Origin of the sequence: Curtobacterium sp. MCLR17_031 (genome assembly GCF_003234775.2) — a bacterium.
Taxonomy (GTDB): Bacteria; Actinomycetota; Actinomycetes; order Actinomycetales; family Microbacteriaceae; genus Curtobacterium; species Curtobacterium flaccumfaciens.
This window is the reverse complement of sequence record NZ_CP126270.1, coordinates 1,878,349-1,893,658: the sequence shown is the minus strand read 5'-3', so window position 1 is coordinate 1,893,658 and position 15,310 is coordinate 1,878,349. Positions and strand designations below refer to the sequence as shown.

Sequence of the window (15,310 nt, the reverse complement as noted above, 5' to 3'; positions counted from 1 at the left end):
CGAAGGGGCGCATGACCGACGTCGACCTCGAGTTCGCCCGGGTCCGAGCGGTCCTCGACCGTCCGACCCTGCGGCTCATGTCCCGGCCGACCAGCGCCACGGTCCTCGCCGTGTTCCGCACGGTCTTCGACCGCGACGTGCAGTACGTCCCCGCCGACCGCATGCACCTGCAGGTCGAGGAGCACGTGGCGCGCCTGCAGGCTGCGGGTGCCCGCGTGCCCGCGAGCGACCAGGCGGTGCCGGCTGCCAGTGCGCAGACCGACAGCGCGCAGACCGAGGGCGAGCAGGAGACCCGTCCGAACGGCCGCGCGCTGTGCCGCGAGTGGGTTGGCGCCCAGTGGCTCGTCCGCTCGAACTCCCCCGACGGCGACGAGCAGTACTCCCTGACGAGCCACGCGCTCGAGGCGCTGAGCCTCGTCGACGCCCTGTCGGCCGACCGCGCCCTGATCAGCGAGAGCCGGCTGGCGATGATCGTCGACGCGGTGCACCGGTGGGCCGCCCGCGCCGAACCCGACCCCGACGTGCAGATCCGACGGATCGACGCCCAGATCGCCGAGCTGCAGGCCGAGCGGGAGCGCCTGGAGCACGGCGACGACGTCGTGGCCGTCGACGACGACCGGATGCGCGACGGGTACACGAACATCTCCGACCTGATCCGGCAGCTGCCGAGCGACTTCAAGCGCGTGGAGGAAGCGGTCGCGACGATGCACCGCTCGATCGTCGAGGACTTCCGGCAAGAGGTCCGCCCCATCGGCGAGATCCTCGACGACTACCTGGCGCGCACGGACAACCTGATGGAAGCGACGCCCGAGGGCCGTGCCTTCGAGGGCGCCTTCGAACTGCTGCGCGACGACGCACTGCTCCTGCGGCTCCGCGACGACATCGCGACGATCCTGGCGCACCCGTTCGCGCAGGGTCTCGGAGCCGGCGAGCGTCGGGCCTTCCGCAACACCGTGACGATCCTGCGCCAGGGCATCGAGGACGTCCTCGCCCAGCGCCGTCAGCTCACCGCCACGCTCCGCGACCAGATCGTCGCCCACGACGTGGTGCGCGACCGCGAGCTCGACGCGGTGCTCCGTTCGATCAACCGCGGCCTCGCCACCCTGATGGACCAGGGCGGTGCACGCGACCGGATCCCGCTGCCGCTCCTGCCGGCGGCGGCCGAGGTCGGCACGCTGCGCGAGCGCTTGTACGACCCGGACGCCGAGTCCGTGCCGCCGCCCATCGAGGAACCCGACGACGACGTCTTCGAGGACCTCGACGTCGAGATGCTCCGCAAGCACGGCGGGCCGCTCCTCACCGAGCTGCGCGCGGCACTCCGCTTCGCCGAGGCCGACTCCAGCGTCGACGCGTTCCACGGGCTGCCGCCCGAGCAGCGCCGTCCGGTCGAGCTCTTCGGCCTCGCGCACCTGCTGACGGGGCGCGACGACTTCGAGTCCGCCGCGCACGTCGCCGAGCACCGCACGGTCCGCCCCGACGGCACCGCGATCACCTTCCACATGCCCACCGCTGCGCTCGACGACGAGCACCGTCCGGTCGGCGACACACACGACGAGAACGCACAGGAGGCACGGTGAGCGACACGACGCCGGCACCGGTCGACGACACGGTCCCCTACGACGACCCCGCATCCGTGATGCAGGACGACGAGCGTGACGAGTCCAGCTTCGCCCTCTTCGAGGGTGACGAGGGCCGGCTCGACGAGCACCAGCGACGCGCCCTGGTGGCCCTGCTGCGGCACTCGTACGTCAGCTCCCGCACACACCCCGACGAGTGGCGTGCGGTGCTCGACGCCGAGTACCAGCTGCGGTCCCGCCTGAACGACCTGTTCCTCGAGCTGCACGTCGACCGCGACCGCGAGGTCGCGTGGAAGCGCCAGGCGCGGTCGGAGAGCCAGCGCCGCACGTTCCCGACCCTGCTCCGCGACCTGCCGTACACCCGCGAGGAGACGATCGTCCTCGTCTACCTGCGGATGCGCCTGCGCGCCGACGCCCGACCGGGCCCGGACCAGGTCGTCGTCGACCGGTCCGAGATCCTCGGGCACGTGGCGGGCTTCCGTCCGGCGACCGCGACGGACCGCACCCGCGACGAGGGCCGGGTCGCGAAGGCCATCGAGCGCCTCGTCACCGCGCGCATCCTGATCCGCACCTCCGACCCGGACCGCTTCCGGGTGGCGAGCGTCGTCGAGGTGCTGCTCCCCCTGGAGCGCCTGCTCGAACTGGACACCTGGTTGCGGACCACCACCGCACAGGGTGAGGCGACCGCCCCGGGCGGCGAGCCGACCGACGGGGACGACCCGGGCCTCCCGACTGACGGCGAAGCCGAGACCGACACCGACGACGAAGGCGAGACGGAAGCGTGACCGACACGTTCGAGATCCCGGCGCTCTTCGACACGGTCGCGCAGTGGCGCGCCGAGTCGATGCAGGTCGTCAACTGGGGTGGGTTCCACGGCCACCGGCAGGTCGAGCTGTCCGGCACGGCGACGCTCATCTCCGGCGCCTCGGGCACCGGCAAGTCCACGCTGATGGACGCCTACCTGGCCGTGATGATGCCGTCCGACGTGCCGTTCAACGGCGCCTCGAACGACGCCACCACCGGCCGCGCGCGCAGCGCCGACCAGCGCAACCTGCTCACGTACCTGCGCGGCAAGGTCGACACCCGGCGCGACCCGGAGACCGGCAGCCTGCGCGACGTGAACCTGCGCGGCGACGACCAGACCACCTGGGGCGCGGCGGCCGTCACGTTCCGGAACGACGACGAGCGGCGCTTCACGGTGCTGCGTGCGTACATCGTGCCGAAGCGCGCCCGCGGGGTCGGCGACATCCAGATGACCATGGCGACGGTCGACGACACCTTCGACCTGCGTCGGCTCGAGGAGTTCGTGCCGTCGCGGTTCCACCACCTCGAGCTGACCGGCCGCGTGCCGGGGCTCGTCATCCGCGACACCTACCAGGAGCTCGCGTACACGCTGCAGACCCGGCTGGGCATCGGCGACTCCGGCGGCGGCAACCGGGCGATGCGCCTGCTCGCCCGGATCCAGGCCGGCCAGCACCTGCCGACCGTCGACGCGCTGTACAAGTCGCTCGTGCTCGAGACCCCGGGCACGTACGAGGCGGCCGACCGCGCCCTCGCGCACTTCTCCGCTCTCGACGAGGCGTACGAGGCGATGGACACCGAGGAGCGCAAGGTCCGCATCCTCTCCCCCATCACCGACCTGCACGACGAGATCTCGCGAGCGACCGAGGCCGCAGCGGCTCTGGACGGCATCGCGACCGGCGCCGAGGTGTCGCCGTTCGCGCACTGGACGGCCTCGCGGAAGCGCGACCTGCTCGACGCCGAGGTTGCGCGCAACGCCCGCGAGCGCACGGCATCGCGCGCCGAGGTCGCCGCGGCCGAGGCCCGGCACGCCGCCGTCGAGATCGAGCTGCGCGACGCTGAGGCCCGGCTCCGCGACCAGGGCGGCAACGCACTCGCCCAGCTCGAGGACCGCATCGAACGGCTCACCCGCGAGCGCGACGCCGTGGTCCGCACCCGCGCCACCTTCGACGAGCGCACCGCGGTGCTCGGGGTCCCGGTCTCCTCGGAGCAGGACTTCATCGGGATCCAGCGTGCCGCGCACGAGTTCCTCGGGTCGTACGCCGACGCGCGCACCGCCCTCGACGAACGCCGCGACGCCCTGACCCGCGAGGAGTACCCGCTCCTCGACCGCGAGCGGTCCCTGCGGCAGGAGCGCCAGTCGCTCGAGCACCGGCAGGGCGCCATGCCGCTGCCGATGCACGAGGCCCGGCTCGCGATGGCCCGCGCCGCCGGCATCGACCCGGCCGAGCTGCCCTTCGTGGCGGAACTGCTCGACGTGCTGCCCGGCGAGGAGCGCTGGCGCACGGCCATCGAGTCCGTCCTGGCCCCCGTCGCCCGCACGCTGCTCGTCGACCAGGACCGCCTCGGCGACTTCAGCGAGGCGATCGACGCACTGCGCCTGCCCGTCCGCGTGCAGTTCGAGGGTGTGCCGACCGGCCCGCACCTGGACCTCGACGGCGACCCGGCGATGGTCTCCGGCAAGCTCGCCATCAAGCCGTCGCCGTTCAGCACCTGGGTGCGCGAGCGGATCGAATCCGACCGCACCGACGCCCGCTGTGTCGCCTCGGCGTCGGACCTCGGCGGTGGTGGCCGCCGGGTCACCGAGTCCGGGCAGCTGCGCGACGGCCGTCGTGGCGCGCACGGTGACCGCCGCCAGTCGAACGTCATCGGCTTCACGAACGAGGCCCGCGTCGCCGCGGTCGAGCAGGAGCTCGCCTCGATCGCGCAGGACCTCGCCACGCTCGAGGCCCGCCGCACCGACGTCGCGCAGGACCTCACCGCGCTCGACGTGCTCCGCGCCGCGCACCAGCACGTGGTCGACGTCACGTGGGCCGCGATCGACGTCGACGGGTTCGGGACGTCCCTCGCCCGGCTCGACGAGGAACGGCAGGCGCTGCTCGCCGCTGACGACGGCCTGCGGACGCTGCGGGCCTCGGTCGCGCGGCTCCGGAAGTCCCTCGACGAAGCGGCCGACCGTCGCTCCGCCGCACGGCTGTCCGTCCAGCGGCTCGAGGAGCGCCACGCGGTGCTCGTCGACGGCCAGGACGCGGCCGCCGAGATCCTGGAGCGCTTCGACTCCTCGCCCGGTTCGCTTCCGGACGACCAGCAGTCCCGTCTGCTCGAGGAGACCTTCGAGGAGATCGGCGCCCCGGACGGCGTCGACGGGTTCGACGACGCCACGCGACGGCTGAAGCGCCGGCTCGAGGAGCGACTCACGCAGGCGCTCGACGGCGCCGCGGCGGCCTCGACCTCGTTGACGCTGACGTTCCAGCGGTACCAGGACGCCTGGCCCGACCCGAACCTCGGCACCGGTGTCGCGTCCTACCCGGACTACCACGCGATCCTGGACCAGATCGTGGCGACCGGCCTGCACGCGCGTCGGAGCGAGTGGCGTCGACGCCTGTCGCAGTGGAGCGGCGAGGACCTCGTCCCGCTCGCCGGCGCCTTCGACCGCGCCGTCGTCGAGATCGAGGAGCGCCTCGAGCCGGTCAACGAGATCCTGCGGGAGCTGCCGTTCGGCGCGAACCGGGACCGCCTGAAGATCCAGATCCGACGGGTCACCCGCGAGGACGTCACCGCCTTCCGCCGGGAGCTCCGCGCCCTGTCCGCCTCGGTCGACACCGAACTGACCGACGACGTGCTCGAGACGCGGTTCCGACGGCTCCGGCGCTTCATGGCGGTCATCCGGCCCGACCCGGACGCCGCCCGCGGTCGCACCACCCAGCGTGACGCGGTGCTCGACGTCCGCCGGCACATGGAGATCACGGCGGTCCGGTACGACACCGACGGCAACGACCTCGGCGTGTACTCGTCGCTCGGCGACAAGTCCGGTGGTGAGACGCAGGAGCTCGTGGCGTTCATCGTCGGCGCCGCGCTGCGCTACCAGCTCGGTGACGAGACCCGCCCCCGACCCCGGTTCGCGCCGGTGTTCCTCGACGAGGCGTTCATCAAGGCGGACTCGGAGTTCGCCGGCCGTGCGGTCACCGCGTGGCTCCGGCTCGGGTTCCAGCTCGTCGTGAGTGCGCCGCTCGACAAGGTCACGGCGCTCGAACCGTCGATGGAGCGGCTCCTGTCGATGCGCAAGCACCCCGAGACGGGCCACTCGTCCATCACCGAGATCGCCCGGGTGGAGCCGGCCGCCGTCTGACGCGGGCGGGGTCCGGTCGCGCGTGTCGGCGGGTCAAGACACCCCGCTCAGGTTCGCCGAGCGGTCACGACACGTCGCCTGGCGGCGGCGCAGCCGACGGTTCGTGACCACTCGACGCGCCGCAGGCGGGGTGTCCTGACCACCCGGCCCGCGCTCTGGACGCGACCGACAGCGGCCTGGAGGCGCGGTGCGGGCCCGCCACGGGCCTCCCGGCCGTCGTCCCGCCGGTCGCAACACCCCGCTCAGGTTCGCCGAGCGGTCACGACGCGTCGCCTTGCGGCGGCGCAGCCGACAGTTCGTGACCACTCGAAGCGCAGCAGGCGGGGTGTCCTGACCACCCGGCCGGCTGCCTGGAGGCGCGGTGCGGGCCCGCCACGGGCCTCCCGGCCGTCGTCCCGCCGGTCGCAACACCCCGCTCACCTCCGCGCGCTGGTCACGACGCGCCCGCCTGGCGGCGGCGCAGCCGACGGTCTGCGACCGCTCGACGCGCAGCAGGCGGGGCGTCCTGACCACCCGGCTCGCGGCCTGGAGGCGCGGTGCGGGCCCGCCACGGGCCTCCCGGCCGTCGTCCCGCCGGTCGCAACACCCCGCTCGCCTCCGCGCGCTGGTCACAAACTGTCGGATGGCGGCGGCGCAGCCGACAGTTCGTGACCACTCGGCGCGCGGCGGGCGGGGTGTCCTGACCACCCCGCGGCCGGGCCGTCAGCGTGTCGCCAGGTGCCGCACAGACGTTCCATGACCACGCGCCGCTACGGTGATGGCGTGTTCGGACGCCGCCGCTCCCCCAGTCCCCGCCCCGACGACGCTCCCGGTCTCGGTATCGGGGCCCTCGTGCAGGTCATCGACACCGATCGGGGTGGCGAGCAGTGGGCCGATGAGCCGATCGGGGTGATCGTGGCTCCCGGCGGGAGTCAGATCGGCGGGACACAGCGCACGTGGACCGTTGCCTTCGATGAGCCCGCGTACACGAAGGACGGCCGCGGCCCTTTCGAGCGCGCGACCGTCCTCAGTCGTCAGCTGGTGCCGGTCACGACCGACAGCGGCGAGTAGTCCGGGTCAGGGACTCAGTACTCCTCGGAGCCGCTCTTCATCATGGCCGCGACGGCCATGCAGCACCCGACGCCACCGAGGACGCCGACGCCGATGATGATCCCTGCGATGAGTTCGAGCATGGGTGGTGACTCCTTGGTTGCGTCGGCGTGTGGCTCCGCTCAGGTTACCGGATGCCGCGCATGAGCCGCAGCACCGGCTTGGCCAGGAGCAGCAGGACCACGCCCACCACGACGGCGACCAGGCCGAGGATCGTGAAGTACGGGGCCTCGTCCGCCGGGTCGTAGTAGCGGGACAGCACCCCGGTGACGGCGGTGCCCAGCGACACCGACAGGAAGAACAGCGCGACCATCTGGGTCTGGAACTTCGGCGGCGCGAGCTTCGTCGCGACGGACTGGCCGACGGGCGAGAGCAGCAGCTCGGCGAGCGTGAAGACCAGCAGGATGCCGACGAGCGCCAGCAGCGGCGTGCCGTTCTCGCCCGATCCGGTGAACGGCAGGAACAGCAGGAACGCGACCCCCATGATCCCGGTGCCGAGGGCGAACTTCGTCGGGGTGGACGGCTGGCGGTCGCCGAGCTTGGTCCACAGCGCCGCGAAGACGCCGGACAGCACGATGATGAAGACCGGGTTGATCGACTGCACCCACGACACGGGCATCTCCCAGCCGAACAGCGAGCGGTCGAGGCGCTCGTCGGAGTAGACCGTCACGACGGTGAACTGCTGCTGGTAGAGCGACCAGAACACGGCACTGCCGATGAACAGCGGGATGAACGCGAAGACCCGCGACCGCTCGTCACGGGTGATGCCGCTCGACAGGATGACGACGAAGTAGCCGATGGTGGCCAGCACGACGACCGCCACCACGACGGTGGGCAGGTTGCCGACGTTGAGCAGGCCGGTCAGCACGGCGACGACGATGACGACGAGCGCGACGACGACGCCGGCGCCGATGAGCGGCAGACGGCGGCGGTCGACGGGGTTCGCCACGTGGCGGACGACCTCGGGCAGCTTCTTCCGCCTGATCGCGTACTGCACCAGGCCCGCCGCCATGCCGACCGCGGCCAGGCCGAAGCCCCAGTGGAAGCCGAGCGAGCTCTGCAGCAGCCCGGTGAGCAGCGGTCCGAAGAACGCCCCGAGGTTCACGCCGAGGTAGTACAGCGAGAAGCCGGCGTCGCGGCGCGGGTCCTCGCGGCTGTAGAGGCCGCCGACGATGGTGGTGGCGGTGGCCTTGAGCCCGCCGGAGCCGAGCGCGATGAGCACGAGGCCGACCCCGACCCCGGCCACCCCGGGGATGAGCGCGAGGGCGATGTGCCCGAGCATCACGACGATCGCGCTGCCGAACAGGGTCCGGTCCGCGCCGATCAGCCGGTCGGCGATCCACGCCCCGATGATCGTGAACAGGTAGACCGCGCCGCCGTAGGCACCCATGATGCCGGTGGCGATGCCCTTGTCGATCCCCAGGCCGCCCTGCGTGACCGTGTAGTACATGTAGATGAGGACGATGCCCTGCATCCCGTAGAACGAGAACCGCTCCCAGAGCTCCACGGCGAACGGTGTCGAGAGCTCGAACGGTTGCCCGAAGAAGGTGCGTCCGGGACGGCCTTCGCGGTCCGCGGGGGTGGTACGTGACATGGCGGCCAGTCTGCCCTCGGCCGGGTGGGCACGCCCAATCGTCGAACCCCGCTCATGTCTTTGGAGGGTTCCCACGATCCCGTGACGGCACCGGCGACGCGGGGTTGTGCGGCCCGCACGGCGTTCCCGCCACTGTCGGCACCGGTGTCTAGCGTGGACGGTGCAACACGGACACCGCAGTTCAGGAGGACTCCGCCCATGGTCGACACCGCACCCGCCCAGCGCACCACCCCCGCCAGCGGCAGCGACACCGCGCCAAACGTCGACGCGAAGAACGCCGCGCAGCACGCCGCGCAGCACGCCGCGCCGAATGCCGACGCCGGCGGCGACCCGGCAGCGGGCACCCCGACCGCCGGGACGGACACCGACGTCCACATCGACGTCGAGCTGGTGCAGGAGCTCCTGCTCGGACGCTGGGCCGAGGACCGCCGGATCTCCCGGCGGCTCGCGCTCGACCCCGCGATGCAGAAGATCGAGGGCCAGCCGATCCCCGAGCACCGGGCACGCGTGCTCGAGCAGCTCCGGACCCTGGTCGACGCCGGGGCGATCCAGCGCCCCTACCCCACCGAGTTCGGCGGCCAGGACAACCACGGCGGCAACCTGGCGGCGTTCGAGGAGCTCGTCACCGCCGATCCGTCGATGCAGATCAAGGCCGGGGTGCAGTGGGGACTGTTCGGGTCCGCCGTGCACCACCTGGGCACCGAGGCGAACCACCGCGAGTTCCTGCCGGGCATCGTCTCGTTCGAGATCCCCGGCTGCTTCGCGATGACCGAGACCGGCCACGGCTCGGACGTCCAGAGCATCGCCACGACGGCCACGTACGACCCCGCGACCGAGGAGTTCGAGATCCACACGCCGTTCCGCGGTGCGTGGAAGGACTACATCGGCAACGCAGCCCTGCACGGGCACGCCGCCGTCGTGTTCGCGAAGCTCGTGACCGCCGGTGTCGACCACGGCGTGCACGCGTTCTACGTCCCGCTCCGCGACGCCGACGGGGCGTTCCTGCCCGGCGTCAGCGGTGAGGACGACGGCCCCAAGGGCGGCCTGAACGGCATCGACAACGGTCGACTCGCGTTCGACCGCGTCCGGGTCCCCCGCACGAACCTGCTGAACCGCTACGGCGACGTCGCCGCGGACGGCACCTACTCGTCGCCGATCGCCTCGCCCGGCCGCCGGTTCTTCACGATGCTCGGCACCCTGGTGCAGGGCCGGGTGTCGCTCGACGGCGCCGCGGTCGTCGCCCAGAAGATCGCGCTGCAGATCGCCCTGACCTACGCGATGCAGCGCCGCCAGTTCCCCACCGGTGACGGCACCGAGGGCGTGCTGCTCGACTACGGCCGGCACCAGCGCCGGCTCATCCCGCGCCTGGCGACGGTGTTCGCGCAGTCGTTCGCGCACGAGAAGCTCCTGCGCACCTTCGACGACGTCTTCAGCGGGCGCGAGGACACCCCGGAGCGCCGGGAGGACCTGGAGACCCAGGCCGCGGCGTTCAAGTCGATGTCGACCTGGTCGGCGCTCGACACCCTGCAGGAGGCCCGCGAGGCCTGCGGCGGTGCCGGGTTCCTCGCCGAGAACCGTCTGACCGGGCTCCGCGCCGACCTCGACGTCTACGTGACGTTCGAGGGCGACAACACCGTGCTGCTGCAGCTCGTCGGCAAGCGCCTGCTCACCGAGTTCCGCGCGAAGGCCCCGAAGGACCCGGCGTCCACCGCGAAGTTCGTGGCGGCCGTCGCGGCGTCGAAGCTGGCCGACGCGTCCGGCATCCGTCGCCTCGGCCAGACCGTGGCCGACCGCGGCTCGCTGGCCGCCAGCGTCGCCGACCTGCAGGACCCCCGCACGCAGCGCGAACTGCTCGCCGGACGGGTCGACACGATGGTGGCCGAGATCGGCATGCGGCTGGCATCGGCCGGCAAGGACCGCGCTCGCGCCGCCCGACTGCTGAACCGCTCGCAGCACGAGCTCATCGAGGCGTCGAAGGCGCACGCCGAGCTCATGCAGTGGGATGCCTTCACCGAGGCGCTCGACGAGGTCACCGAGGGCGACACCCGCCGCGTGCTCGTCTGGCTGCGCGACCTGTTCGCGCTCGGCCTGCTCGAGCAGCACCTGGACTGGTACCTGCTGCACGGCCGACTGTCGGCGCAGCGTGCCCGCGCGGTGTCGGCGTACATCGACCGGCTCGTCGCCCGGGTCCGGCCGATCGTGCCGCAGCTGATCGAGACCTTCGGCTACGAGCCCGGTCACGTCCGCGCACCGATCGCGCTCGGTGCGGAGCAGGCCCGACAGGACGAGGCCCGCGCCTGGTTCGCCGCCGAGGCCGCCGCCGGCCGCCTGCCCGAACAGGAGAAGAAGCCCCGCCCGTGACGGACACGCAGCCGCATCCGTGATCGACGAGCAGCCGCGCCCGTGACGGGCGTGGCTGCGTCGGACGGCTAGGAGTCGGTCGGTCCCGACGGAGTCGAGCCGTCCGCGGCAGCCCCGCCACGCGCCCCGAGCGCCGCGCGCAGCTGCGCCTCGGCGTCGTCACCGACAGCGGCGGCCTCGGCGTTCGCCTCGGCGACCGCACGTACGACCTCTTCGCGCTGGATCTTCACGCCGCGCGGGGCGTCGATGCCGATCCGGACGCCGTCGCCCCGGGAGTCGAGCACCGTGATGACGATGTCGTCGCCGACGAGGATCCGCTCGCCGACCTTCCGCGTGAGTACCAGCACCCGTTCAGCCTAGCGACACGACGGGGAGCCCCAGCAGGTCCACCGACCCGGGCGTGGCGGTCTCCCCCGCACCGATCGAAACGACACCGACCACGGGGAGCCTCGAGGCCACCGCGGACACCATCGCGGCCGAGTCCGCGGGCTTCCGCCCGACGTCGACCACGACCCACACCTGGTCCGCCTGCAGCGCGTCGCCGGTCGCCCGGTCGTCCCACGCGGCGACGGCGAGCACGGCGTGCCCGTCGCGGACGCCGTCGGCCCGGGCCAGGATCGCCCCACGGCGGTCGGCGGCGTCCGTCGGCCGGAGCGCGTGCCGCACCGCGAAGAGCCCGGCGGCCGCGTCGACGTCGTTCGGCCGCCCGACCAGGAGCACCAGGTCACCGTCCGCGGACCGCACGGCGGGCGCGGTGGACCGGGCCGCCGGAGCAGGCGAGGGCGCGTCGAGGACGCGGGACGGGCCTCCCGACCGGGTCTCGACGACCGGCTGCGCGACGGCCACCGCCTGCGCGTCGACCACCGTCTGCGCGTCGACGGCGGCCTGGAGGCGCGGGTCGACCCCGGTGGGCACGTCCGGCACGGCCGGCGCGCCCGTCGGGCGCGGGGCGCTCGGCGTGATCCCGTCCGCCTGGAACCCGTCGAGCACCGACGCGAAGGCGTCGGCCCGCGTCGTCGCGGTGCCGTCGGTGCCGGAAATGCGGGCCTCGGCCGCCTCGGCGTCGGCGAGCAGCGCGGCGATGCCGACGCGCTGCACGGGCGAGTCGGCGATGACGACCCGGGCGGTGGGCTGGTCCCCCGGTTCCGGCACCTCGACGGTGGCCTCGACGTGCGCCTTGCGGAACAGTCCGCCGAAGCCCGGCGTGGTCACGCGTTCGGCCGCGACGATCCGCGCACCCGCACCGAACTCGGTCCGGACCGCGTCGCGGACGGACTCGAGCGTGGCGCCGCTACGCTGCAATCGGGTCGGCGGCACGGACCACTCCCACGGTCTCGATGGTGGAGCCCGCGGCGGTGGCCTCCTGGTACGACAGCACCGGGAGCCCGTTCGACTGGGCGGCGACCATGCGGTGCACGGCCGGGCGGAGCTGCGGGGCGCAGACCAGGACGGCGGAGAGCCCCTGGTCCTCCACGGAGCGCACGGCGTCGCGGACGGAGCCCAGGACCTGCTCGATGCGGTGCGCGTCGAGCACGATCTGGCTGCCCTGCTCGGACGGCCGGAGCCCCTCGAGCATCGACTGCTCGAGCATCGGGTCGATCATGATGACGCGGAGGGTGCCGGCATCGGTGTGCCGGGCGGCGAGGGCCGGTCCGAGGGCTGCACGGGCGGACTCGACGAGCCCCTCGGGGTCGGTCGACACCTTGGCGCGGAGCGTGAGGGCCTCGCAGATCCGGCCGAGGTCGTTGATCGGCACGCGCTCGGCGAGCAGGCCCTGCAGCACCCGCTGCAGTTCGGCCATCGAGAGCATGCCGGGGACGAGCTCCTCGACCGCGGCGGGGTTGACCTGCTTGACCCCCTCGGTCAGGACCTTGACGTCCTCGCGGGTGAGCAGGCGCGCGGCGTTGTCGCCGATGACCGCCTGCAGGTGGGTGACGAGCACGGAGACCCGGTCGATGACGGTCGCGCCGGTCATCTCGGCGGCGTGCCGGAGCTCGGCGGGCACCCACTTGCCGGTCAGGCCGAACACCGGCTCGACGGTCGAGGTGCCGGGCAGGCCGTCGAGGTGGTCGCCGAGTGCCAGGACGCTGCGGGCGGGCGCGGTGCCCCGACCGGCCTCGACCCCGGCGATCCGGATGGCGTACGTCGACGGCGGCAGGTCGATCGAGTCGCGGGTGCGGACCGGCGGGACGACGATGCCCATGTCGATCGCGATCTTGCGGCGGAGGGCGCGCACCCGGCCGAGCAGGTCGTCGGAGGCACCGGAGACCATGTCGACCAGGTCGGGGGCGAGCAGGATCTCGAGGGCGTGCACGCGCATCTGCTCGAGCAGGTCTTCCGGGGTGTCGCCCGTCGGTGCCGCGGCCGCGAGTGCCTGCTGCTGTGCGGCGTCGGCTTCGGCCCGGGCGGCGTTCCGGCCGATGCGCCAGCCCGTGAAGAGCAGGGTCGCACCGACGAGCAGGAAGGGCAGGATCGGCATGCCGGGGATGAACCCCATCGCGATCGCGGCGACACCGGCGATCATCAGGGCGTTCCGCGACTGCGACAGCTGGGTCGCGGCAGAGGACCCCATCTCGGACTCCGCGCCGGACCGGGTGACGATCATGCCCGTGGACACCGCCATCAACAGCGCCGGGATCTGCGTGACCAGGCCGTCACCGATCGTCAGGATGCCGTACTTCGACAGCGCGTCCGTGACGGACAGCCCGTTCTGGAGCATGCCGATCGCGATGCCGCCGATCAGGTTGATGATGATGATCAGGATGCCGGCGATCGCGTCGCCCTTGACGAACTTCGACGCACCGTCCATCGCGCCGTAGAAGTCGGCCTCGGCGGACACCGCGGCCCGGCGCTCCTTGGCTTCCTGGTCGGTGATCAGCCCGGCGTTCAGGTCGGCGTCGATCGCCATCTGCTTGCCCGGCATCGCGTCGAGGGTGAAGCGTGCCCCGACCTCGGCGACGCGCTCGGCACCCTTCGTCACCACGACGAACTGGATGACGATGAGGATCAGGAAGATGACCGCGCCGATGATGATCGACCCGGAGACGGCGACGTGGCCGAACGCCTGGATGACGTCACCGGCGAAGCCCTCGCCGAGCACCAGCCGGGTGGACGCCACGTTCAGGCCGAGCCGGAACAGCGTCGCGACGAGCAGCAGGGACGGGAACACCGAGAAGTCGAGCGGCTTCTTCACGAACAGCGTCGTGAGCAGGATCACCAGCGCCAGCAGGATGTTGATGATGATCAGGAAGTCGAGCAGGAACGACGGCACCGGCAGGATCAGCAGCAGGATGATGCCGACGATGAACACCGGGACGACGAGTTTCGGCAGGTCCTTGCGGTTCATGCGGTGAGTCCTTCGGTCTGGTTCTCTGCGGTGCGCGGTGTGCGGAGCCTGCGGGGGCGGAGGTCCCCGGTCAGGGTGGCGGGGTCGATGACGCTCGCGACCTCGTCCGGGGTGGTCGGCCGCGGCGGCGCGTGCGTGCCGGCCGCGGTGCCGCGCGCCTTGAGCGCCATCACGAAGGACAGGACGCGGGCCACCGGCGTGTACAGATCGACGGGGATCTCGTGCCCGAGCTCGCACGCGGCGTGCAGGGCCCGGGTGAGCGGGACGTCGCGGACGATCGGCACGCGTTCTTCCTCAGCACGGGCGCGGATCACGTCGGCGACCGGGCCGGCCCCCTTCGCCACCACCCGGGGCGCGGACTTCCCCGGCTCGTACTTGATCGCGACGGCGTAGTGGGTCGGGTTCGTCATCACGACGTCCGCGGTGCCGATGGCCTGGATCATCCGGTTGCGGCTCATCGCGAGCTGACGGGAGCGGCGCTGCGACTTCACCAGCGGGTCGCCGTCGCTCCGCTTGTTCTCGTCCTTGACCTCGCGCTTGGTCATCATCGTGCGCTTCCGGTTGCGGCGGATCACCACGAACACGTCGAGGGCTGCGAGGACGAGCCCGGCGACGATCGCGGCGCGCAGCAGGGTGCCCGACCCGGCAGCGGCGGCCTCGAGGACGGCCGACAGCGGTAACGAGCCGCTCGTCATCAGGACCGGCATGAGCCCCTGCACCGCGAACCAGAGGACGAGCCCGACGACGGCGGTCTTGAGCAGCGCCTTCGCGCCGTTCCAGAGCGCCTGGGTGCCGAACACGCGCTTCAGTCCGGCGACGGGATCGAAGTGGTCGGGCTGCGGCGTCATCTTGCGGAAGTGCACCCCGCCCTGGGTGACGGCGGCGGCGAGCACCGCGACCGCGACGACCGCGAGCATCGGACCGAGGGTCGCACCCATCGAACCGAGGGCGTCGGCGAGCAGGGCCTGCACGGCACCGAGCTCGGGGTCCTCGATGACCCGCTGCACGGCGAGGAGCTGGTCCTGTCCGGCGGCCGCGGCGTTGCCGATCGCGGCCGGGATCATGAGCGCCGCGACGGCGATCCCGATCCACGCGCCGAGGTCCTGCGAGCGACCGACCTGGCCCTTCTCGTGGACCTCGCGCATCCGCTGCTGGGTTGCCTGTTCGGAACGTTCTCCGCTGTCGGACACGTC

At 72.5% G+C, this 15,310-nt stretch carries 10 protein-coding genes; 5 read left to right on the top strand and 5 right to left on the bottom strand.

From position 1 onward, the window contains the following. Positions 1–11 precede the first annotated feature (11 nt). The 4 genes from DEI96_RS09020 to DEI96_RS09005 all read left to right on the top strand — a co-directional run bounded on the left by DEI96_RS09020 (position 12) and on the right by DEI96_RS09005 (position 6,777). Positions 12–1,577 carry a DUF3375 family protein gene (locus DEI96_RS09020; protein ID WP_111022859.1) on the top strand — a complete coding sequence of 522 codons (1,566 nt, stop codon included), beginning with the start codon at positions 12–14 and terminating at the stop codon, positions 1,575–1,577. Then, the gene (locus DEI96_RS09015; RefSeq protein ID WP_111022858.1) at positions 1,574–2,362 is read left to right on the top strand and encodes a DUF4194 domain-containing protein; all 789 of its coding nucleotides are present in this window, start codon (positions 1,574–1,576) and stop codon (positions 2,360–2,362) included. The genes DEI96_RS09020 and DEI96_RS09015 overlap by 4 nt, the downstream gene beginning before the upstream one ends. After that, the gene (locus tag DEI96_RS09010) at positions 2,359–5,727 is read left to right on the top strand and encodes an ATP-binding protein (RefSeq protein ID WP_111022857.1); all 3,369 of its coding nucleotides are present in this window, start codon (positions 2,359–2,361) and stop codon (positions 5,725–5,727) included. Before DEI96_RS09015 ends, DEI96_RS09010 begins: the two co-directional genes overlap by 4 nt. 735 nt (positions 5,728–6,462) lie before the next feature. Next, positions 6,463–6,777, top strand: a complete 315-nt coding sequence (locus DEI96_RS09005; protein ID WP_111022856.1) for a hypothetical protein — start codon at positions 6,463–6,465, stop codon at positions 6,775–6,777. Positions 6,778–6,943: 166 nt separating this feature from the next. Here DEI96_RS09005 and DEI96_RS09000 read toward each other — a convergent pair whose 3' ends face one another. Then, positions 6,944–8,410 carry a peptide MFS transporter gene (locus DEI96_RS09000; RefSeq protein WP_181440492.1) on the bottom strand — a complete coding sequence of 489 codons (1,467 nt, stop codon included), beginning with the start codon at positions 8,408–8,410 and terminating at the stop codon, positions 6,944–6,946. Positions 8,411–8,608: 198 nt separating this feature from the next. Between DEI96_RS09000 and DEI96_RS08995 the strand changes: the two genes are divergently transcribed. Further along, on the top strand, positions 8,609–10,771 hold the full coding sequence (locus DEI96_RS08995; RefSeq protein WP_111022855.1) for an acyl-CoA dehydrogenase family protein: 2,163 nt from the start codon (positions 8,609–8,611) through the stop codon (positions 10,769–10,771). Between the two features lie 68 nt (positions 10,772–10,839). On the opposite strand, the gene csrA is transcribed toward DEI96_RS08995, so the two are convergent. The 4 genes from csrA to DEI96_RS08975 are packed head-to-tail and all read right to left on the bottom strand — an operon-like array spanning position 10,840 to position 15,307. After that, positions 10,840–11,118 carry a carbon storage regulator CsrA gene (gene csrA, locus DEI96_RS08990; protein ID WP_111022854.1) on the bottom strand — a complete coding sequence of 93 codons (279 nt, stop codon included), beginning with the start codon at positions 11,116–11,118 and terminating at the stop codon, positions 10,840–10,842. Positions 11,119–11,122: 4 nt separating this feature from the next. Continuing rightward, positions 11,123–12,088 carry a hypothetical protein gene (locus tag DEI96_RS08985; protein ID WP_146246883.1) on the bottom strand — a complete coding sequence of 322 codons (966 nt, stop codon included), beginning with the start codon at positions 12,086–12,088 and terminating at the stop codon, positions 11,123–11,125. After that, entirely contained in the window at positions 12,063–14,117 is a 2,055-nt protein-coding gene (locus DEI96_RS08980; protein ID WP_111022852.1) for a flagellar biosynthesis protein FlhA, read from the bottom strand. The genes DEI96_RS08985 and DEI96_RS08980 overlap by 26 nt, the downstream gene beginning before the upstream one ends. Beyond that, the gene (locus DEI96_RS08975; RefSeq protein ID WP_111022851.1) at positions 14,114–15,307 is read right to left on the bottom strand and encodes an EscU/YscU/HrcU family type III secretion system export apparatus switch protein; all 1,194 of its coding nucleotides are present in this window, start codon (positions 15,305–15,307) and stop codon (positions 14,114–14,116) included. Before DEI96_RS08975 ends, DEI96_RS08980 begins: the two co-directional genes overlap by 4 nt. Positions 15,308–15,310 lie beyond the last annotated feature (3 nt).